We start from the raw sequence: 19,500 nt of genomic DNA, 5'->3' as shown, positions 1-19,500 counted from the left end.
CGGCGTCCACCCCCAACGACCCAGATCACCATGAAAGCCAACGACATCAAGAAGGGCAACGTCGTCGAGTACAACAACGGCGTCTACCAGATCCGCGACATCGAGCGCAGCTCCCCGCAGGGCCGGGGTGGCAACGTCCGCTTCCGCTTCATCATGTACAGCGTGCCGGGCGGCAACAAGCTCGATGCCAGCTTCGATGCCGACGACAATCTGGTCGAGGTCGAACTGCTGCGCCGCCAGTCCACCTATTCGTACAAGGATGGCGATGCGTTCGTCTTCCTCGACGACGAGGACTACACCCCCTACACCCTGGATGCGGACGTCATCGGCGACGATGCCGGCTACATCACCGATGGCCTGACCGGCATCTACGTGCAGGTGATCGACGAGCAGCCGGTGGCCATCCAGTTGCCGGCCTCGGTGGTGCTGGAAGTGATCGAGACCCCGCCGGAACTGAAGGGCGGCACCGCCACCAAGCGTCCCAAGCCGGCCAAGCTCAATACCGGTATCGAGATCATGGTGCCGGAGTACATCGTCAATGGCGAACGCGTGCTGGTGAACACTGCCACCGGCGAGTTCGCAGGCCGCGCGGACTGAGCTGACCGCACGCGCCTGGCAGAGCCGAGCCCCGCTCGGCTCTGCCGACCAACTTACGGCTGCCTGGCGCCGAAATTGCCACACCCATGGTACTGGCGCGTGCCGACGGTCAGCATCGCCTTCGCCTCGAACGGCTCGCCGCTCATGTCGTCCGTGCACGTCGTGCGCTGGAAGGTGAGCTTGATGTCGGTACCGTCCGCAGCCTTGCCACTCCACCCGTCCGCCCCCTGGTTGGGCGCGCCCACGTCGAAGTGCCGCTGGCCATAATCGACCTGCACCTGCAGGCCGGGCGTGTCACCGTCGACCACCGCGAGCCAGCCCGGTTCGTTGCCGGTCGCCCTGAACGCGGCAGCACCGGCTCGGCCGTCGCCCTCCGTGGCCTCCACCGCGCGGCACTCGCGGTCCACTTCGCCCTTCAGGCTGAGCAGCCCGTCGTCGTGGCCCTTCGTCCAGAAACTGTTGCCCTGCCCGTCGCCGTACTTCGCCCCCGAAGCAGCACGCTCGGAGGTCATGGCGAACGTGCGATCCCCGATCACCACGGTGGCTGCGTCCTCGCCGTTGAACGTCGCACGCACGGCCAGATCGCCACACTGATAGGCCGTCTGGCTGGCGGTCGAGTTCGTGGACAGCGGCTGCGGCTCCGGCGGCTCCGGCGGCGCCGGGTCAGCCGTGCCACCTGCTGCGGCAGGCGGCGTCGATGGCTGGCAGGCCGCCAGCACCAGGGCCAGCGAAGCCGTCGACAGACTGGAAACTACACGCATGACTCGACTCCTTGTCGACCGTACTGAAGATAACCACCCTATCATCCGGCGATGAGCCGGCGCTGAAACCGATGTGATCGCGTTCACGCCGCGAGCACCGTCATCGACAGCAGCTGCGCGCCCTCCCCGCCGGAACTACAGGCCCAGACCCGCAACAGACGCACCCGCAATGCCTGCTCCTGCCCGTGCCGGACGACCACCATCTGCACCGGGCTGGACAGCAGCGCCAGCCGACCGCACAGCAGGGTGTCCACCGCCTGCAGATGCAGCGCCCGCACCTGCAGGTGCCCGCCCAACCAGTCATCCAGCCAGGGCAGATCAAACAGACGCCCACCATCGCCATCCATCATGAACATCGCCGGCGACAACAGCAGCGACAGTGCCTGCCGATCACCCTCGATCAGGGCCTGGCACAGGCGCCGTTCCAGCGCCTTCAGCTGTACGTCGTGCAGCGTTTGACCGTTATCCGTTCCCATCCACAGATCCTTCCGGCAGTGGCCGGCGCCTGCGCAGGCGCCGCGCGATCCGTTGCCGCACCCCCTGCACCACCACATAGAACACCGGCACGAAGAACACCGCGAGCACGGTCGCGCTGACCATGCCACCGAACACACCAGTACCGATTGCCTGCTGTGTTTCCTTCGAGGCACCCTGCGCCACCATCAGGGGCACCACGCCGAGCGCGAACGCCAGCGACGTCATCACGATGGGCCGCAGGCGCAGGCGCGCTGCCTCCACGGCCGCTTCCACCAGCCCGCGTCCCTGCTGCTGCAGCTGTCGCGCGAACTCGACGATCAGGATCGCGTTCTTCGCCGACAGGCCGATCACCGTGATCATGCCGACCTTGAAGAAAACGTCGTTGGGCATGCCCCGCAGCAGCACCGCCGCTACGGCTCCCAGCAGGCCCAGCGGCACCACCAGCATCACCGCCATTGGTATGGACCAGCTCTCGTACAGCGCCGCCAGGACCAGGAATACCACCAGCATCGACAGCAGCAGCAACCACGGGGCCTGTGCGCCAGACTCGCGCTCCTGCAGCGACTGACTGGTCCACTGCAGCGCGAAGCCCGCCGGCAGCTGCCGGGCCAGGCGCTCCATCTCGTCCATCGCCTGCCCGGTGGAAACGCCCGACGCGGGCGCGCCGGACAGATTCAATGCCGGGAAGCCGAGATAGCGCTGCAGCTGCAGGGGCGCTTCCGTCCACTGCGGATCGACCAGCTCCGACAGCGCCACCATGCCCCCTTCGCTGTTGCGGACATACAGCTTGAGCACGTCGCCCAGCTCCATCCGATACGGCGCATCGGCCTGGACGATGACCTGCTGCAGCCGTCCCTTGTTCGGAAAGTCGTTGACGTATTGCGAGCCCATTGCCGCCGACAGCGTTCCGCTGATCTCGCTGAACGCCACGCCCATCGCCTCGGCCTTGGCGCGATCGATGTCAAGCCGGACGCTGGTACCTGCGGGCATTCCATCGGCATGCACATCGGACAGCAGTGTGCTGGCCTGGGCCAGCTGCAGCAGCTGCTGGAGGGCAGCGCGCAGCTCGGCCTGGGTCTGCCCGGTCCGCGCCTGCAGCGCCAGCGAGAAGCCTGACGAGCGGCCGAGGCTGTCGATGGCCGGCGGCATCACGCTCATGACTTCGCCCTCGACCAGCGTCGACATCGCCTTCCGTACCGCCTCCACCTCGCCGGCAGCCGTCGCACCGGCACGCTCCCCCCAATCCTTCAGCATCGTGTAGGCCAGTGCAGCACTCGGCCCCGAGCCGGAGAAGCTGTACCCGAGGATCGACTGGTTGGATGCAACGCCGGGGCGCGAGGCCACGTGACGTTCGTACGCTTCAACGACGGCAAGCGTGCGCTCGGTGGTCGCCTCGGCCGGCAGCTGGATCGAGGTCATGAAGTACCCCTGGTCCTCCTCCGGCAGGAATGCCCCGGGCAACCCGTTCAGGCCCAGCAGAAGCGCTGCCACCAGTGCGACGAACACCCCCATCACGCGCCCGCTTCGCTGCAGCACAGCGGCCACGCCACGCTGGTAGCGGCCGGTCATCCGCTCGAAGCCGCGGTTGAAGGCGCCGAACAGGCCACTGCGGCCATGATGCCCGCGTGTACTTCCGCGCAGCAGCGTGGCGCACAGTGCAGGCGTGAGGCTGAGCGCCAGCAGTGCGGAGAACAGGATCGATACCGACATCGCGACGGTGAACTGACGGTAGATCGCGCCTACCGAACCACTGGCGAACGCCATCGGAATGAACACCGCGGTCAGTACCAGGGTGATGCCGATTACCGCGCCGGTCAGTTCGCGCATTGCCTTGATCGTCGCCTCGCGGGGTGGCAACCCCTCCTCGGCCATGATCCGTTCCACGCCTTCGACCACCACGATCGCATCATCGACGATGATGCCGATCGCCAGCACCATGCCGAACATGGTGAGGACGTTGATCGAGAACCCCAGCGCCAGCATCGCCGCGAACGTACCCAGCAGCGCAATCGGCGCGACCATGGCAGGTATCAGCGTATAGCGCCAGTTCTGCAGGAACAGGTACATCACCGCGAACACCAGCAGCATGGCCTCCAGCAGTGTCTGCACTACTTTGCGGATCGAGATGCTGACGAAGGGTGCGGTATCGAACGGAATGCTCGCCTCGACACCACGCGGCAGCAGCGGCGCCAGCTCGGCCATCCTCTCGCGCACCGCTGCCGCAGTGCGTACGGCGTTCGCACCGGGCCGCAGCTGGACGCCCGCCGCCGTCGCAGGCTGACCATCCTCTCGGGTACCCCAGGCGTAGCTCTGCGCCCCCAGTTCGACCCGGGCGACGTCACCCAGCAGTACCCGCGAGCCATCCGCCCGCGCACGCAGCACGATCGAAGCGAACTGCGCGGGCGTGGACAGCTGGCCATCGGCGGTCAGCGGCACGGTCAGGCGCTGGCCGGGCAGACCGGGGGAGTCGCCGATGCGGCCCGGTGCGATTTCCAGGTTCTGCTGCTCGATGGCGCTGGCAACGTCACCGATGGTCAGGCCGTACCCGGTCAGCCGCGTGGGATCGAGCCAGACGCGCATCGCCTGCTCCGCGCCGAACAGCTGCACGCGACCGACACCGTCGATGCGGCGCAGTTCCTCGATGATGTTGCGCGCCATGAAGTCACCCAGCGCGGCCTCGCTGACGCTGGCATCCGGCGAACGCAGGCCGACCAGCATCAGGAAACCAGAATCGGCCGCCTCCACGTACAGCCCGTTCTGGCGCACGCTGCGCGGCAACCGCGGCTCGATCGCCTTGATCCGGTTCTGCACATCGACCTGGGCCAGTTCGGGGTTGGTTCCCGGCTGGAAGGTCGCCGTGATCGACGCCTCCCCGGAGGTATCCACCGACGATTCGAAGTACAGCAGGTGCTTGACGCTGGACAGTTCGCGCTCGATCAGCGCGACCACCGCATCGTTCAATGTCTGCGGGCTTGCGCCTGGATAGCTCGCATAGATGCTGACACTGGGCGGAGCGACTGCCGGGTAGCGCTCCACGGCCAACCGCGGAATCGCCAGGACACCGGCAAGGATGATGAAGATCGCCAGCACCCAGGCGAACACCGGGCGATCGATGAAGAAACGTGCCATGTTGGATTTTCCTGGATCGGCCGGGTCCTGGCGGACTCAGCCCTGACGACCTGACGTGCAGCCCCGGCAATGGCGACGGGCCGTGACCAGTCGTGCATCTGGACCACCACGCCTTCCTGCAGGCGCTCCTGGCCTTCGACGACCACCTTCTCGCCCGCCTTCAGGCCATGCCGGACCAGCCACTGCCGATCCACGCTGCCATCGATCTCCAGCGTGCGGATCACCGCCTTGCCGTCACTGCCGACCACCCAGGCGTAGGCCTGACCACCGGCACTGCGCAGTACGGCCTGCTGCGGCAGAACCAGCGCACTGGACGGAGCACCGCGCGGCACTCTTGCCCGTACGTACATTCCGGGCAGCAGCTGGCGCTGCGGGTTGTTCACCAGGATGCGCAGCATCACATCGCCCGTACGCGCATCGACGCTGATGCCGGAGAACAGCAGCTCGCCACGTTCCGACAAAGGCCGGCCCGCCGGGCCGATGATCGCCACCGACGACTGTCCACCGCTCGCGGCGCTGCGCTGCAGCGACTCCAGCTGGGACGCAGGCTGGCGAACATCCACGTAGACCTGGTCGATCTGCTGCACCACCGCCATCGGCTCGGCATCGGCCACGCCGACCAGCGCTCCCTCGGTCACCCATGCCTGATCGACGCGTCCGCTGATCGGCGCGCTGACCGTCGCATAGCGCAGGTCCAGCTGGCGGCGGGCAAGAATCGCCCGGGCTTCATTCACCGCGGCGCGCGCCTGCTCGTACTCGGCGCTGGCGTCGTCGCGATGCTGCTGGCTGACGGCCTGCGCCGCCGCCAGGGCGTGCAGCCGCTGCGACTGCACACGGCTGCGGGCAAGCGCCGCCTCGCTGCGCTGCAGGGCCGCCAGCGCCGAATCGACGTCCGCACGGAAGGCCGCCGGATCGATCTGGAACAACGCCTGCCCGGCGGTGACTTCGGCCCCCTGCTCGAACAGGCGACGCTGCACGATGCCGCCGACCTGCGCACGGATCTGTGCGGTACGCACGGCCGTCACGCGGCCCGGCAGCTCATCGTCGCGCTGCACGACCTGTGGGCCGACGGTGACCACACTCACGCGCGGTGCGGGTTCGGGGCTGGCTTCGGGCGAGGAACAGGCCGTCATGGCCAAGGCGAGGACCGCGATCAACGCGGCCGGGGTCCTGAAGGTTCTCATTGCTGTGCACAATGCCGCAGGCGCGGCGGATAGGTCATGAAGCGCGCAGTCTGCGCGGCGATGATGGGGTTTCGATGGAGGAAGTGTGGAGATACGATGGAGGCAAGCACCTTATGGCCTGATCCACGCATGCACGCCTCCACTGCCCTCGCCGCCCTGGTCCTGATCGTGGAGGACGAGGCCGAGATCGCCGACATCCTCACTGCCTATCTTGAACGTGAGGGCCTGCGCACCCTGCGCGCCGGCGACGGCCACAGTGCACTGGACCTGCACCGCAACATGCGTCCGGACCTGGTCCTGCTGGATGTACAACTGCCGCGGCTGGACGGATGGAGCGTGCTGAGCCAGCTGCGCCAGCGCGGGGAAACGCCGGTGATCATGCTGACCGCGCTCGACCAGGACCTGGACAAGCTGACCGCGCTGCGCATGGGCGCCGACGATTACGTGGTCAAGCCGTTCAACCCGGCCGAGGTGGCTGCGCGCGTGCGCGCGGTGCTGCGGCGGACGCTCAGATCCTCACGCGTGGATGCACCGGCGGCACTGCGCATCGGGCAGCTGCTGATCGATCCGGCAACCCATGCCGTGCATGTGGAAGGCGATGGCTACAGCCATGAAGTCCTGCTGACGCTGACCGAGTTCAAGCTGCTGCACTGCATGGCCCTGGCACCGACCCGCATCTTCAGCCGCAGCGAACTGATGCATGAATGCCTGCCTGAGAGTGAAGCGCTGGAGCGCACGGTCGACAGCCATGTCAGCAAGCTGCGCCGCAAGCTGGACGACGTGGGCATGGTCAACATCCCGGCCAGCGTGCGCGGCGTCGGTTACCGCCTGATGGCCGACCGCTGATGCGCCGGTCCGGGCTCAGCCGGCACATCGTCGTCTCGATGTCGCTGATGGTGATCGGCGTCATCGTGATGATGATCCTCTCGTCCTGGCTGCTGTATGCGGTGCTGGTCGAGTTTTCGCCGGCCAGTACGGTCGAGCCGGAGAGCTGGCTGCCCACCGGTCCCGAACTGGCCTGGATGGTCGGTGTCATCCTGACCGGGCTGGCCCTTGCGATCGCCGCATCGTTCCGCCTCGCCCACCGTATCCTGTCCCCGTTGAATTCGCTGGTCGACAGCGTGCGCGCGCTGGCCAGCGGCGACCTGGGCGCACGCGCCAGCGCCGACGGCAACTCTCCCGGCGAGGTCGCCGCGCTGGTCGACGACTTCAACGCGATGGCGCGCCGCCTGCAGCACATGGAAAGCGAACGGATGATGTGGCACGCCGCCATCGCCCACGAACTGCGCACGCCGGTCACCATCCTGCGTGGTCGCCTGCAGGGCCTGGCCGAAGGCGTGTTCCACCCCGACGAATCGCAGTTCCGCAGCCTGCTGGCGCAGGTGGAAGGGCTGTCGCGGCTGATCGAGGATCTGCGCGTGCTGAGCCTGGCGGACAACGCCCGGCTGGACGTGCGCCGCGCCCGCACCGATGTGGTGGCCGAGGTGCACTCGGTGATGACCCTGGTCGATCCCCAGTTCCGCGCGGCCGGCTTCGTGCTGGAACTGGAGACCAGCCGCGAGGAGCACAACGCCCACTGCGATCCGACCCGCCTGCGGCAGGCGCTTCTTGCGTTGCTGGAGAACGCACGGCGCTACGCCAGCCCGGGCCGGGTGCGGATTGCCGTGCATGACACCCCGGGACACGTGCAGGTTGCCATCGAGGATGAGGGCCCCGGCATCGACCCGGCACTGCACGCGGACATCTTCAGCCCCTTCATGCGCGCCGACGGTTCACGTTCGCGCCAGGGCGGTGGCAGCGGCCTGGGCCTGGCCGTGGTCAAGGCCATTGCCGATGCACATGGCGGAAAGGTCTACTGCGCGCCCGGTGGCAGCGGCGGCAGCCGCTTCGTCATCGAACTGCCGCGTCAGTAGGCGTCGCCTGCCGTCGCAGACGCTCACCCAGCGCCGCCAGGTTCGCGTCGATGTCATCGAGTTCCCCCCGCTGCGACGCCGGCAGCTGCTGTCGCAGCTGCATGCGCAGGGTCCGCCATGCCGGCACCGCCTGGGCGCTGGCCAGCGCAACGCGGTCGGCCAGCAGTACCTGCTCCTCAGGCAGCGGCAAGCCGTAGCCGCCGTCCGCCAGCAGCTCCCCGGGACGCAGCCACTGCCCGCTCAGGTCCAGCAGTTCACGCAGACTGCGTGCCTCAGCGCCCTCCGGCGCCGCCAGCAGACGGCGCTTCAGCACATCACGCGCGCGCAGCTCCGCGCGTCGCTGCGCGGCCTGTTCCAGCAGCAGCAGGCCAGCACTTGCGCGCAGATCACCCTGCAGCAGCCAGGGGCCGCGCTCGCGCGCGGGCAGATTCAGCCATGCGCGCACGTCGCGCGCCGGCAAGGCGAGCTGGGTGGCAGCCACGGAAAAAAGCTGCTGGTAATGATCACGCGCGGAGGCGAAGTAATACCCCTGGGCCTGCGCACCCGCCCGATCCGCCAGGACCTGGTCGTCCAGAACATGCAGCCGTGCCAGCCGACGCCGCAGTCCCCGCGGGGTGAGCTGGGCGAGCCCGGCCTGGCCGAGCCGGGGCACGCCGGCCTGCAGCAGTTTCGCAGTCTCCACCGCGCAGTTGTTGCTGACGAAGTAGTAGCGTCCGTCGTAGGTCCAATGCACCTGCACGGTGCGTTCCAGCAGGCTGGCGATTTCTTCGCGCTGGAGGCGCAGGGGCAGTGACTGCAGGCCACGCAGCTCGACCTTGGTGTATTCATCCACCACCTGCTGCAGCGGCAGCACGAACAGGCGCGACGGATAGTCGCCGGTCAGGCCACGCCAGTTGGAAATCTGCACATCACCCACGAACGCGCGGAAGGACAGTACGCGGTGATGTTCGAGATCCAGTCGGCACGCTGGTCCCGGCGTCCGGCCCGGCCGGCAGATGACCAGCCGCAGCATGCTGTGGCCCCAGCGGCTCATCGGCTGCCGGCTGCCTTCAGCGAACAGGTAGTCCACCGCATAGACGCGCGCGGGATCCAGCTGCAGCAACGAGGCTGCCCCCTCCTCCGCTTCGGCCTGCAGCAATGGGAGGGTCGCGTCACAGTGCGGGCGTGGCAGCGATGGCGGCGTGCCGAAATGCGCCCGGTACCACTGCGCCAGGGCTGGACGGCGGCAGGCGAACGCACCATCGAGCAGGAAATGCTCGGCATTCACTGCCAGGTACTCGGCCGCATCCGTCAGCTCGTAGGGATCCGGGCTGCGGTCACGGAAATCATTGTCACCGCGGCCCAGATGCCACGGCCTGCGCTGCCAGCCGGACAGATCGCGCCAGCGCGCGCTGCGCGACCAGCCTGCACCGTTGCGGTCGGCAACGTGGGCCAGTTCGTGCACCAGCGCGCTGCGTCGCGCGCGGCGGGCGCCGGGCACCTCCTCATCCAGCAGGTCGCGACGCAGCGACACGCGTCCGCCAAAGGCCCGACCGTGCACATCGGCCGGCAGGGCCTCACTCCAGCGCACCTGCACCTGCGGCGGCAACGCGCGCAGCAGCCCCTCGGGCAGCAGCGACTGCACGTCGGCCAGAGTCTGCCGGGCCAGCCGTTGTTGTGCTGCATCAAGGCCTGCGGGGTCCAGCTGCAGGCGGTCGGTCGCATGCGCCAACGGTATCGCCAGCCACGCCAATGCGATACCCCATCCTGCATGCAGGGCACGCTTGGACAGCGCCGGGTCGCGCCCGGCATCTGCTGCTGCCCGCGTACGCAAGACGTTCAGCCGTGCATCGGCCGGCGCCACGGCAAGCGAAACCGCGGGCGGCATGCGGCCCGGATCAACGCGCCAGCAGGGCGCGCGCCAGTTCCAGATCGCTCTGCTGCTGCGCGGCAGCGTCCTGCTCGCGCAGATGGACCAGCGCGGCCTGCAGGCGCGCGCCACGGATCTGGCCGTCGCTGGCGACAAAGGCCGCGGCATCATCGCGCGCAGCGCGCACGACCTTGTCGTCACCCGAGCTGCTGCCCGACGAGCCGGACGATGCACCGGTTGCCGAACCGGCCGAGGTGCCGGCGAAGCTGGAAGCGAAGCCGGCCAGCGGCAGGGACAGCAGGGCAATCAGCAGGAACGGTCGGATCATCGGTCGCAGGCCGGTTGAAGGAATGGGTGGAGCGTAACGGGTGCGTGAAGGGTTTGCCCAGATCAGGCGTCGAACAGCTTGCCCGGGTTCAGCCGCCCTTCGGGATCGAACGCACGCTTGACCGCCTTCATCAACGCGATTTCCGCCGGTCCGCGCGTGCTGTCCAGGTAACCCTTCTTGACCAGGCCGATCCCATGTTCGGCCGAAATGCTGCCATCGAAACGCGCCAGCACCTGCGCCAGCAGCTTGGTCACCTGCTCGCACTGGGCAAGGAACTCGGCGTCGCTGGTGTCGTCCGGCTTCAGCACGTTGATGTGCAGGTTGCCGTCGCCGATATGGCCGAACCAGACCACATCGAAGTGTGGATAGGCCTGGCCGATCAGCGCCTGGGTCTCGGCCAGGAACGCCGGCATCGCCGAGATACGCACCGAGACGTCATTCTTGTAAGGCTTGTAGCGCGCCAGTGATTCGGTGATGCCCTCCCGCAGGCGCCACAGCTGGGCAGCCTGGGCGTCGCTGGCGCTGATCACACCGTCGCTGACCCAGCCGTTGCCCATGCAGTCCTCGAAGGCCGCCATGGCCGCGGCTTCCTGTGCCTCATCATTGGCAGCGAACTCGGTCACGACATAGTACGGATGCACTTCGTCGAACGGCGCCTGCGCACCATGTGCCAGCACGTGTTCCAGCGCCCGGTCGGTGAAGAACTCGAACGCCTGCAGCTGCAGGCGCGCACGGAAGGCGGCGAATACCTGCATCAGCACCTCGAAGCTGGGCAACGCCAGCAGCATCACGTTGCTGGCCGGCGGGGGATCGGTCAGCTTCACCGTCGCCTCGATGATCACGCCCAGCGTGCCTTCTGAACCGATCAGCAGCTGGCGGAAGTCGTAGCCGCTGGAGTTCTTGATCAGGCCCTTGTTCAACTCCAGCAGCTCGCCGCTGGCAGTGACCACCTTCAACCCGGCGATCCATTCACGGGTGTTGCCGTACCGGATCACGCGGATGCCGCCGGCATTGGTGGCGATGTTGCCGCCGATCGAACACGACCCGCGTGCGGCGAAGTCGACCGGATAGATCAATCCATGCTCCAGCGCGGCGTTGTGCAGCGCTTCGAGCGGCATGCCGGCCTGTACCACCAGGGTCCGGTCGACCGCGTCGTAGGCCAGGGCCTTGTTCATCCGTTCCAGGCTCAGCACCAGTTCGCCGTGGGCGGCTACCGCGCCGCCGGACAGCCCGGTACGGCCGCCGGAGGGCACGACCGCAACCGCTTCGGCCGCGCTCCAGCGCATCACCGCCTGCACCTCCTCGACCGTGGCCGGCAGCGCGATCGCCAGCGGCGCCGGCGTCCAGCGCCGGGTCCAGTCGCGACCGTAATGCTCCAGGTCGGATGGGTCGGTCTTCAGCTTCAGGCCGGGACAGGCCTGCAGCAGCGAGGCAATGCGGGAATCGGTCATGTCGGTCCAGCGCGGTGCGTGACGAACGGGCAAGCGTGCCAGTGGCACGCGCCATCGTCCAGCCCCGCAGTGCCGCACAGATAGCTACCGATGCAACCAATTGCGCACTGCACCATGGGCGGTCCGATCTGGCATAGTGGTCAGCCCCTGTCCCACTGGCCGTGTTGCCCCATGTCGCCGAAGAAGACCTCGTTCCCGAAGCAGGATATCCGCGTGCTGTTGCTGGAGGGGGTCAGCCAGACCGCCGTGGAGGTATTCAGCGCCGCCGGCTACAGCCAGATCGAGGCGCACACCAAGGCGCTGCCCGAGGACGAACTGAAGGCGCGCATCGCCGAGGCGCATATCGTCGGCATCCGTTCGCGCACCCAGCTCAGCGCCGAGGTGCTGGCCGAGGCCAAGCGCCTGATCGCGGTGGGCTGCTTCTGCATCGGCACCAACCAGGTCGATCTGGACGCGGCCGAGCTGGCCGGCATCCCGGTGTTCAACGCGCCCTATTCCAACACCCGCAGCGTGGCCGAACTGGTGATCGCCGAGGCGATCATGCTGACCCGTGGCATCCCGCAGAAGAACGCTGAATGCCACCGCGGCGGCTGGTCGAAGTCCGCCAGCGGCAGCCATGAGGTACGGGGCAAGACGCTGGGCATCATCGGCTACGGCCACATCGGCACCCAGGTCGGCGTGCTGGCCGAATCGCTGGGCATGCAGGTGATCTTCCACGACGTGGAAACCAAGCTGGCGCTGGGCAATGCGCGTGCCGCGGCCAGCCTGGACGACCTGCTGGCACGTGCCGACATCGTTACCCTGCACGTGCCGGAGACCCCGGCCACGCAGTGGATGATCGGCAGCACCGAGCTGGCGAAGATGCGCAAGGGCGCGCACCTGATCAATGCGGCGCGCGGCACCGTGGTCGACATCGATGCGCTGGACGCAGCACTGGCCAGCGGCCATGTCGGTGGGGCTGCACTGGATGTGTTCCCGGTGGAGCCGAAGGGCAACGGCGACATCTTCGAATCACCACTGACCCGCCACGACAACGTGATCCTGACCCCGCATGTCGGCGGCAGCACGCTGGAAGCGCAGGACAACATCGGCGTGGAAGTCGCCGCCAAGCTGGTGCGCTACAGCGACAACGGCAGCACCCTGTCGGCGGTCAACTTCCCGGAAGTGACCCTGCCCGAACACGAAGACAGCCTGCGCCTGCTGCACATCCACCAGAACGTGCCGGGCGTGCTGTCCAAGGTCAACGAGATCTTCTCGCGCCACAACGTCAACATCGACGGCCAGTTCCTGCGCACGGACCCGAAGGTGGGTTACGTGGTGATCGACATCACCGCCAGCGAGGAGCAGGCCGCCGCGGTGCGCGAAGAACTGGCGGCCATTCCGGGCACGTTGCGCACCCGCATCCTGTATTGATTGAAGGTTCGCCGGGCACGGCCCGGCGCTGTCCACGCGATCACGGTAGCGCCGGGCCATGCCCGGCGGCCCGCGCATGAGGTGGACGTCCCCGTCAGCGCGCCAACCACCGGCGCGCCATGCGCTGCATCGATTCGTCCGATTCCGGATCGGCCGCGACTTCGGTCACCGGCCGCCAGGCCAGGTCCAGCGATTCCTCACTGAGCACGAAGTCCTCGCCCCCCAGCGCCCGGATCACGAAGCGCACGTCGTAGTGCCAATGCCCCGGCACGTCCCCGCGTTCGGGGATCCAGTGCTTGTCCAGGTCGAAGATCGCCGGATCGTCCAGCACCAGCCCGGACAGCCCCGACTCCTCCTCTGCCTCCTTCAGCGCCACCCGGGCCAGGTCGCGGTCGCCGTCGGCGTGGCCGCCCAGCTGCAGCCAGCGCTGCAGCTTGCGGTGATGGGTCAGCAGCAGGCGCTGGCCATCGGCGCTGACCAGCCAGCAGCTGGCGGTGAAGTGGCCGGCCAACCGCTCGCGCCGGAACGGATCTTCCGGATCGTCCAGCAATGTGCCGAATTCGGCAGCCAGGGCGTCGTGGGCGGGCTCGAGGCGCGCATGGTCCCGCAGCAGACTGCGCAGGCGATCATCAAGCGCGGCAAGGGTTTCGGCGGTGTGGCTCATGAATGGGGGTGGTTCGGAAAAATACTGTTCATTATCGCCGCTCATTGTTGCGATTGCGCTTGTGCGTTGGCTTCAGCTTTGGCTAAGGTACAGCGGGCCGTTCGCGCGGCCTTCACCATTCAGGGCTGCCGGCAACGTATCGACGGCCCCCAAACCGATCATTAGGGAAGTACTGCATGCTGAAAGCTCTGTTGAGGGTCAAGCCGGTGCAACCGGCCGGGCACGTCGATGCCGGCGAACCCATCGAAGGCAGCCTGGACGGCGAAGCCACGCTGAAACGGACCCTCACGGCGAAACACCTGATCCTGCTTGGCGTAGGGGCGGTGATCGGTGCAGGCATCTTCGTACTGACCGGTCAGGCCGCGGCCAACCACGCCGGCCCGGCAGTGATGCTCTCGTTCGTCTTCGCCGGCATCGCATGTGCACTCGCCGGCCTGTGCTACGCCGAGTTCGCCGCGATGATGCCGGTATCGGGCAGCGCCTACTCCTACTCCTACGCCACGCTCGGCGAGGGCATGGCCTGGTTCATCGGCTGGTGTCTGGTACTGGAGTACCTGTTCGCCTCGGCCTCGGTCGCGGTGGGCTGGTCGGCCTACCTGATCAGTTTCATCACCACCACGCTGCACATGCCGTTCCCTGACGCACTCAGTGCGGCACCGATCGCATGGACCGGCAGCGAGTTCATCTCTTCCGGCAAGCTGTTCAACCTGCCGGCGGTCCTGATCGTCGCTGCGGTCTCGGGCCTGCTGTATGTCGGCGTGACCCAGTCGGCCTTCGTCAACGCCATCATCGTGGCCATCAAGGTCACCGTGATCTGCCTGTTCATCGGCTTCGGCGCCGCCCACATCGATCCGGCCAACTGGCAGCCCTTCATTCCGGAGAACACCGGCGTATCCGGCGAGTTCGGCTGGAGCGGCGTGTTCCGTGCCGCCACCATCGTGTTCTTCGCCTATATCGGCTTCGACGCGGTTTCCACCGCAGCCGGCGAAACCAAGGACCCGCAGCGCAACATGCCGATCGGCCTGCTCGGGTCGCTGGCCGTGTGCACCCTCGTCTACATCATCGTCTGCGCCGTGCTGACCGGCATGATGCCGTATCACCTGCTGGGCACCGACAAGCCCGTGGCCACCGCGCTGGAGCCCTATGCCAGCCTGTCCTGGCTGAAGACCGCAGTCGAGATCGGCGCCATCGCCGGCCTGTCCTCGGTGGTGCTGGTGATGATGATGGGCCAGACCCGCATCGCCTACACGATCTCCCGCGACGGCCTGCTGCCGAAGTTCTTCGGCAAGGTCCATGCCCGCTTCCGCACCCCGTACTGGGCCACGATCGTGGTCGGTGTGATCGCTGCGGCACTGGCCGGCCTGATGCCGCTGAACGTGCTGGGCGAACTGGTCTCGATGGGTACCCTGCTGGCGTTCGCGACCGTATGCATCGGCGTGCTGGTTCTGCGCTATGCCCGCCCGGAGCTGCATCGTCCGTTCCGCGTACCGGTGGTGTGGATCATCTGCCCGCTGGGCGCGGCGGCCTGCCTGTTCCTGTTCTGGCAGGCCTTCGTGGTGCACTGGCATCTGTTCGTCGGCTGGACCGTGCTGGGCCTGCTGATCTACTTCGGCTACGGCATGCGCAACAGCAAGCTGGCCAAGTCCGCCTGAACCTGCGGGCCGGCCCTGCGCCGGCCCGTCTGCTCCTGCCAGTGTTTCCGCCCGCGCGCCCCCCGGCGCGCATCGACAAGATCCCCACACATGTTCAAGCAACTCTGGGCCACCAAGCACCCGCATGCCGCCCATGAAGACGCCAATGGCCTGAGCCTGCGCCGCCACCTCGGACCCTGGGGGTTGACCGCCCTGGGCATCGGCGCAGTGATCGGCGGCGGCATCTTCGTCATCACCGGGCAGGCCGCAGCCAACCATGCCGGCCCGGCCATCATGCTGTCCTTCGTGCTGGCCGCCATCTGCTGCGCGTTCTGCGCCATGGCCTACGCCGAGTTCGCCTCGATGGTGCCGGTCTCGGGCAGCGCCTATACCTACACCTATGCCACCTTCGGCGAGCTCTCGGCCTGGTTCATCGGCTGGATGCTGGTGCTGGAGTACGGCGTGTCCGCCTCGGCAGTGGCGGTCAGCTGGACCGGCTACTTCCTGAGCCTGCTCAGTCACTTCGACATCCACCTGCCGGCCGCACTGGTCAGCGCACCGCTGGACGGGCAGCTGCGCCCGACCGGCGCGATCGCCAACCTGCCCGCGGCCATCCTGGTGCTGCTGCTGACCTGGCTGTGCTACGTGGGCATCAGCAAGTCCTCGGCCATGAACATGGCCATGGTGGTGCTCAAGACCGGCCTGATCGTGCTGGTGATCGTGGTTGGCTGGAAGTACGTCGATCCGGCCAACTGGACCCCGTTCATTCCGGAGAACCAGGGGCCCGGCAAGTACGGCATGGAGGGCGTGCTGCGTGGCGCTGCCATGGTGTTCTTCGCCTATATCGGTTTCGAGGCGGTCTCGGTGGCGGCACAGGAGTCACACCGTCCGCAGCGCGACATGCCGATCGGCATGATGCTCTCGCTGGTGGTCTGCACGGTGCTGTACATCGCCATGGCGGCCGTCATGACCGGCCTGGTACCGTACACCCTGCTCGGCACCGATGAGCCGGTGGTCACCGCCGTCGCGGCGCATCCCCAGCTGGGCTGGCTGCGGGTGGTGGTGGAAATCGGGGCACTGGTCGGCCTTTCTTCGGTCGTACTGGTGATGGTGATCGCGCAGCCGCGCATCTTCATGATCATGGGTCGCGATGGCCTGCTTCCGCCCGTGTTCACCCGGATCCATCCGAAGTACCGCACTCCGCATATCAATACGGTCATCACCGGAATCGGCATCGCCCTGCTGGCTGCGCTGTTCCCGCTGGACGTGCTCGGCGAACTGACCTCGATGGGCACGCTGATCGCCTTCGCGGCGGTGTGTGCGGGCGTGCTGATCCTGCGCCGCACCCAACCGGACCTGCCGCGCCCGTTCCGCATGCCGATGGCGTGGCTGATCTGCAGCCTGGGCGTGCTCAGCTGCCTGGCGCTGCTGTCGGCGATGACCATGCACAACTGGATGCTGATGGGCGTGTGGACGTTCTTCGGGTTCGTGATCTATTTCTGCTACGGCTTCCGGCACAGCCGCCTGCGGGTGAAGTAAGGGGTTCTGCATTGCAGGGCCTGCGGCCCTGCACCCGCCTTTGAAGCCGGAGCAACGGCAACAGCAACAGCGGGGCCGAGGGTTTGGCGGGACGGGTTGGGTTCGCGGGGGACGCCGTGAATCCATCCCTGGAGGCTTGGCCGCGGCATCCATGCCGCGGACACCCCCGCGAACCCAACCCGCCCCACCTCCGACAGTCTCCTGGCGCGTCTGGTTGGTCCACGTCATGCGTGGATGAATTCGTCCAGGGAATGAATTTTCGTAGGTCGATGAATCCTCTGTAGAGCGGAGCCATGCTCCGCTCCGAGCAAGCGCAGCGAAGCGACCCGCTTTTCGCTTTTCCTTCTTCACTCCGTGGCTGACGCGCACGGAACCTGTCCGTGGCCGGGCGGGTGGGTTGTGCAGGGGTGTCCGCGGCAGGGATGCCGCGGCCAAGCCCCCAAGGATGGGTTTACGGCGTCCCCTGCACAGCCCACCCGCCCGGCCAAAGCAAGAAATCCCGCCCGGCGAGACAGCCACGAGGGGCTCAGCCGTTGGCCGAATCCAGTAAAATCGCCCGCATGAACGCCGCCCCCCTCCCCTACGACACCGCGCGCCTGAGCGAGCTCGCCCAGCTGCTGATCGACAACGTCCGCGAACTGGCCCAGGCCGGCTGGACCCCGGCCACCAGCAGCAACTTCTCCCATCGGCTCGACGACCGCCATGCGGCAATCACCGTCTCCGGCAAGGACAAGGGGCGGCTGATCGAGGACGACATCATGGTCGTCGACTTCGATGGCCAGGCCGTCGGCCGTCCCCTGCGCCCGTCCGCCGAGACGCTGCTGCACACGCAGCTGTACCGGCGTTTCCCGGAAGTCGGCTGCGTCCTGCACACGCATTCGCCGGTGCAGACCGTCGCCTCGCGCCTGTATGCACCGCAGGGGCACATCCGCCTGGAAGGCTATGAGCTGCTGAAAGCCTTTGCCGGCAACAGCACGCACGAGATGGCCATCGACGTTCCGGTGTTCGCCAACACCCAGGACATGAACGTGCTGTCGGCCCAGGTCGAGGATCTGCTGGACCGCCAGACGCTGTGGGGCTACCTGATCGATGGCCACGGCCTGTACGCCTGGGGCCGCGACATGGCCGAAGCGCGCCGCCACCTTGAGGCATTCGAGTTCCTGCTGCACTGCGAACTGGAACTGCGCAGGCTGCGTGGCTGAGCAGATTCCAAACCGCAATCTGCGCCCGCCCGCCACCCTGCTACCCTGTCCTCCCCCCGAGACGTTCAAGCTGCCGCCATGAGCCGACTGCGCATCTACGACGACACCCGCCCCGAATCCCCGCTGCTGGACAGCCAGGACGGCGCCATCATCGCTGCCGAGCTGCAGAAGATCGGCGTGACCTTCGAGCGCTGGCAGGCCACCGCACCGGTCGCGCCGGGCGCCAGCCAGGACGAGGTGTTCGCCGCTTACCGCGCCGACATCGATCGCCTGGTCGCCGAACGCGGCTTCAAGAGCGTGGATGTGGCGTCGATCGCGCCGGACAATCCCAACCGCGCCGAGCTGCGCAGGAAGTTCCTCGACGAGCACTTCCACAAGGAAGACGAAGTGCGCTTCTTCGTTGCCGGCTCGGGGCTGTTCACCCTGCACGTGGGTGACAAGGTCTACGAGATCGAATGCGTGAAGGATGACCTGATCGCCGTGCCCGATGGCACCACGCACTGGTTCGACATGGGCGAGGAGCCGAGTTTCGTGGCCATCCGCTTCTTCACCGAGCCGGATGGCTGGGTCGGCCACTTCACCGGCACCGACATCGCGCAGAAATTCCCCCGTTACGTTCCGACCCAGGCATCCTGATCCATGCAGCCCCGCGTCATCCTGACCGACATCGAAGGCACCACCAGCAGCATCTCGTTCGTCAAGAACGTGCTGTTCCCCTATGCGCGCCAGGCGCTGCCCGGCTTCGTGGCCGAGCATGGCCAGCGACCGGAGGTGCGCCGCTGGCTGGACACGGTGGCCAGCGAAATCGGCGGCGCCTGCCAGGACAGCGTGGTCGCCGAGACCCTGCAGGGCTGGATCGACCAGGACCGCAAGCACACGGCGCTGAAGGCGCTGCAGGGCCTGATCTGGGACGCCGGCTATCGCCGTGGCGACTACACCGCGCACTTCTATCCGGAAGTGGCGCCGGTGCTGAAGGGATGGCATGCCTCGGGCCTGCCGCTGTACGTCTACTCCTCCGGTTCGGTGCCGGCGCAGAAGCTGTTTTTCGGTTTCAGCGACGCGGGCGATCTCAGCCCGCTGGTGTCAGGCTGGTTCGACACCGAGATCGGCGGCAAGCGTGAGGCCGACAGTTACCGCCGCATCGTCCAGTCCATCGGCGTGCCGGCAGGCGAGATCCTGTTCCTGTCCGACGTGGTGGAAGAGCTTGATGCCGCGCGCGAGGCGGGTCTGCAGACCCGCCTGCTGGACCGTCTGGACGACTACCCGATGCCGCGCGTCGGCGACGCCGCCCACGGTCACGAGCGGGTCGAGAACTTCCAGCAGATCCAGCTGTAACACGATCCCTTTCTGGTCGCAGCCAAC

General features: G+C 67.2%; 17 protein-coding genes. 9 read left to right on the top strand and 8 right to left on the bottom strand.

From position 1 onward, the window contains the following. The first annotated feature begins 30 nt into the window (after positions 1 to 30). The gene (gene yeiP, locus ACX9OW_RS03880; RefSeq protein ID WP_005409468.1) at positions 31 to 597 is read left to right on the top strand and encodes an elongation factor P-like protein YeiP; all 567 of its coding nucleotides are present in this window, start codon (positions 31 to 33) and stop codon (positions 595 to 597) included. 53 nt (positions 598 to 650) lie between these two features. On the opposite strand, the gene ACX9OW_RS03875 is transcribed toward yeiP, so the two are convergent. The 4 genes from ACX9OW_RS03875 to ACX9OW_RS03860 all read right to left on the bottom strand — a co-directional run bounded on the left by ACX9OW_RS03875 (position 651) and on the right by ACX9OW_RS03860 (position 6,148). After that, a complete protein-coding gene (locus ACX9OW_RS03875) occupies positions 651 to 1,358 on the bottom strand; it encodes an MliC family protein (protein WP_459061966.1) in 708 nt (235 codons plus the stop codon). Between the two features lie 83 nt (positions 1,359 to 1,441). Next, on the bottom strand, positions 1,442 to 1,834 hold the full coding sequence (locus tag ACX9OW_RS03870) for a nuclear transport factor 2 family protein (RefSeq protein ID WP_053519508.1): 393 nt from the start codon (positions 1,832 to 1,834) through the stop codon (positions 1,442 to 1,444). Continuing rightward, positions 1,821 to 4,907 (bottom strand): multidrug efflux RND transporter permease subunit, encoded by a 3,087-nt coding sequence (locus ACX9OW_RS03865; protein ID WP_459062460.1) that lies wholly within the window; start codon positions 4,905 to 4,907, stop codon positions 1,821 to 1,823. The genes ACX9OW_RS03870 and ACX9OW_RS03865 overlap by 14 nt, the downstream gene beginning before the upstream one ends. Then, a complete protein-coding gene (locus tag ACX9OW_RS03860) occupies positions 4,793 to 6,148 on the bottom strand; it encodes an efflux RND transporter periplasmic adaptor subunit (RefSeq protein ID WP_459061965.1) in 1,356 nt (451 codons plus the stop codon). Before ACX9OW_RS03860 ends, ACX9OW_RS03865 begins: the two co-directional genes overlap by 115 nt. A 129-nt stretch (positions 6,149 to 6,277) precedes the next feature. On the opposite strand from ACX9OW_RS03860, the gene ACX9OW_RS03855 reads away from it, so the two are divergent. Both ACX9OW_RS03855 and ACX9OW_RS03850 read left to right on the top strand, forming a co-directional pair. Beyond that, on the top strand, positions 6,278 to 6,994 hold the full coding sequence (locus ACX9OW_RS03855) for a response regulator (protein WP_180876004.1): 717 nt from the start codon (positions 6,278 to 6,280) through the stop codon (positions 6,992 to 6,994). Beyond that, complete coding sequence (locus ACX9OW_RS03850) at positions 6,994 to 8,061, top strand: ATP-binding protein (protein ID WP_053519504.1); 1,068 nt, start codon at positions 6,994 to 6,996, stop codon at positions 8,059 to 8,061. Before ACX9OW_RS03855 ends, ACX9OW_RS03850 begins: the two co-directional genes overlap by 1 nt. Here ACX9OW_RS03850 and ACX9OW_RS03845 read toward each other — a convergent pair. From ACX9OW_RS03845 to ACX9OW_RS03835, 3 genes are all read right to left on the bottom strand, one after another. Further along, positions 8,039 to 9,928, bottom strand: a complete 1,890-nt coding sequence (locus ACX9OW_RS03845) for a DUF7844 domain-containing protein (RefSeq protein WP_459061964.1) — start codon at positions 9,926 to 9,928, stop codon at positions 8,039 to 8,041. The genes ACX9OW_RS03850 and ACX9OW_RS03845 overlap by 23 nt on opposite strands. A gap of 10 nt (positions 9,929 to 9,938) precedes the next feature. Continuing rightward, positions 9,939 to 10,238, bottom strand: a complete 300-nt coding sequence (locus ACX9OW_RS03840; protein WP_053519503.1) for a DUF2388 domain-containing protein — start codon at positions 10,236 to 10,238, stop codon at positions 9,939 to 9,941. 62 nt (positions 10,239 to 10,300) lie between these two features. Further along, a complete protein-coding gene (locus ACX9OW_RS03835) occupies positions 10,301 to 11,689 on the bottom strand; it encodes an FAD-binding oxidoreductase (protein ID WP_459061963.1) in 1,389 nt (462 codons plus the stop codon). A gap of 171 nt (positions 11,690 to 11,860) precedes the next feature. Between ACX9OW_RS03835 and serA the strand changes: the two genes are divergently transcribed. Next, positions 11,861 to 13,102, top strand: coding sequence for a phosphoglycerate dehydrogenase (gene serA, locus ACX9OW_RS03830; RefSeq protein WP_053519501.1), 1,242 nt, complete (start codon positions 11,861 to 11,863; stop codon positions 13,100 to 13,102). A gap of 94 nt (positions 13,103 to 13,196) precedes the next feature. Here serA and ACX9OW_RS03825 read toward each other — a convergent pair whose 3' ends face one another. Further along, positions 13,197 to 13,811 carry an NUDIX hydrolase gene (locus ACX9OW_RS03825; RefSeq protein ID WP_081279755.1) on the bottom strand — a complete coding sequence of 205 codons (615 nt, stop codon included), beginning with the start codon at positions 13,809 to 13,811 and terminating at the stop codon, positions 13,197 to 13,199. 131 nt (positions 13,812 to 13,942) lie between these two features. Between ACX9OW_RS03825 and ACX9OW_RS03820 the strand changes: the two genes are divergently transcribed. From ACX9OW_RS03820 to mtnC, 5 genes are all read left to right on the top strand, one after another. Further along, positions 13,943 to 15,418: an amino acid permease gene (locus tag ACX9OW_RS03820; RefSeq protein ID WP_459061962.1), complete on the top strand. Its 1,476-nt coding sequence runs from the start codon at positions 13,943 to 13,945 to the stop codon at positions 15,416 to 15,418. 90 nt (positions 15,419 to 15,508) lie between these two features. Beyond that, complete coding sequence (locus ACX9OW_RS03815) at positions 15,509 to 16,936, top strand: amino acid permease (protein ID WP_053519498.1); 1,428 nt, start codon at positions 15,509 to 15,511, stop codon at positions 16,934 to 16,936. A gap of 560 nt (positions 16,937 to 17,496) precedes the next feature. Further along, positions 17,497 to 18,138 carry a methylthioribulose 1-phosphate dehydratase gene (locus tag ACX9OW_RS03810; protein WP_053516701.1) on the top strand — a complete coding sequence of 214 codons (642 nt, stop codon included), beginning with the start codon at positions 17,497 to 17,499 and terminating at the stop codon, positions 18,136 to 18,138. A 78-nt stretch (positions 18,139 to 18,216) separates the two neighbouring features. After that, positions 18,217 to 18,774, top strand: a complete 558-nt coding sequence (locus ACX9OW_RS03805) for a 1,2-dihydroxy-3-keto-5-methylthiopentene dioxygenase (RefSeq protein WP_053516703.1) — start codon at positions 18,217 to 18,219, stop codon at positions 18,772 to 18,774. Positions 18,775 to 18,777: 3 nt separating this feature from the next. Then, entirely contained in the window at positions 18,778 to 19,473 is a 696-nt protein-coding gene (gene mtnC / locus ACX9OW_RS03800) for an acireductone synthase (RefSeq protein WP_253118754.1), read from the top strand. Positions 19,474 to 19,500 lie beyond the last annotated feature (27 nt).

This window comes from Stenotrophomonas genospecies 5, from assembly GCF_054473825.1.
The sequence above is the reverse complement of the archived record's forward strand: the minus strand, read 5'-3'. Positions and strand labels throughout refer to the sequence as shown.

Excerpts from the sequence above, each read along its gene's own strand:
- yeiP (WP_005409468.1), top strand. The coding sequence starts at position 31 with ATGAAAGCCAACGACATCAAGAAGGGCAACGTCGTCGAGTACAACAAC.
- ACX9OW_RS03875 (WP_459061966.1), bottom strand. The coding sequence starts at position 1,358 with ATGCGTGTAGTTTCCAGTCTGTCGACGGCTTCGCTGGCCCTGGTGCTG.
- ACX9OW_RS03870 (WP_053519508.1), bottom strand. The coding sequence starts at position 1,834 with ATGGGAACGGATAACGGTCAAACGCTGCACGACGTACAGCTGAAGGCG.
- ACX9OW_RS03860 (WP_459061965.1), bottom strand. The coding sequence starts at position 6,148 with ATGAGAACCTTCAGGACCCCGGCCGCGTTGATCGCGGTCCTCGCCTTG.
- ACX9OW_RS03855 (WP_180876004.1), top strand. The coding sequence starts at position 6,278 with ATGCACGCCTCCACTGCCCTCGCCGCCCTGGTCCTGATCGTGGAGGAC.
- ACX9OW_RS03850 (WP_053519504.1), top strand. The coding sequence starts at position 6,994 with ATGCGCCGGTCCGGGCTCAGCCGGCACATCGTCGTCTCGATGTCGCTG.
- ACX9OW_RS03845 (WP_459061964.1), bottom strand. The coding sequence starts at position 9,928 with ATGCCGCCCGCGGTTTCGCTTGCCGTGGCGCCGGCCGATGCACGGCTG.
- ACX9OW_RS03840 (WP_053519503.1), bottom strand. The coding sequence starts at position 10,238 with ATGATCCGACCGTTCCTGCTGATTGCCCTGCTGTCCCTGCCGCTGGCC.
- ACX9OW_RS03835 (WP_459061963.1), bottom strand. The coding sequence starts at position 11,689 with ATGACCGATTCCCGCATTGCCTCGCTGCTGCAGGCCTGTCCCGGCCTG.
- serA (WP_053519501.1), top strand. The coding sequence starts at position 11,861 with ATGTCGCCGAAGAAGACCTCGTTCCCGAAGCAGGATATCCGCGTGCTG.
- ACX9OW_RS03825 (WP_081279755.1), bottom strand. The coding sequence starts at position 13,811 with ATGAGCGGCGATAATGAACAGTATTTTTCCGAACCACCCCCATTCATG.
- ACX9OW_RS03820 (WP_459061962.1), top strand. The coding sequence starts at position 13,943 with ATGCTGAAAGCTCTGTTGAGGGTCAAGCCGGTGCAACCGGCCGGGCAC.
- ACX9OW_RS03815 (WP_053519498.1), top strand. The coding sequence starts at position 15,509 with ATGTTCAAGCAACTCTGGGCCACCAAGCACCCGCATGCCGCCCATGAA.
- ACX9OW_RS03810 (WP_053516701.1), top strand. The coding sequence starts at position 17,497 with ATGAACGCCGCCCCCCTCCCCTACGACACCGCGCGCCTGAGCGAGCTC.
- ACX9OW_RS03805 (WP_053516703.1), top strand. The coding sequence starts at position 18,217 with ATGAGCCGACTGCGCATCTACGACGACACCCGCCCCGAATCCCCGCTG.
- mtnC (WP_253118754.1), top strand. The coding sequence starts at position 18,778 with ATGCAGCCCCGCGTCATCCTGACCGACATCGAAGGCACCACCAGCAGC.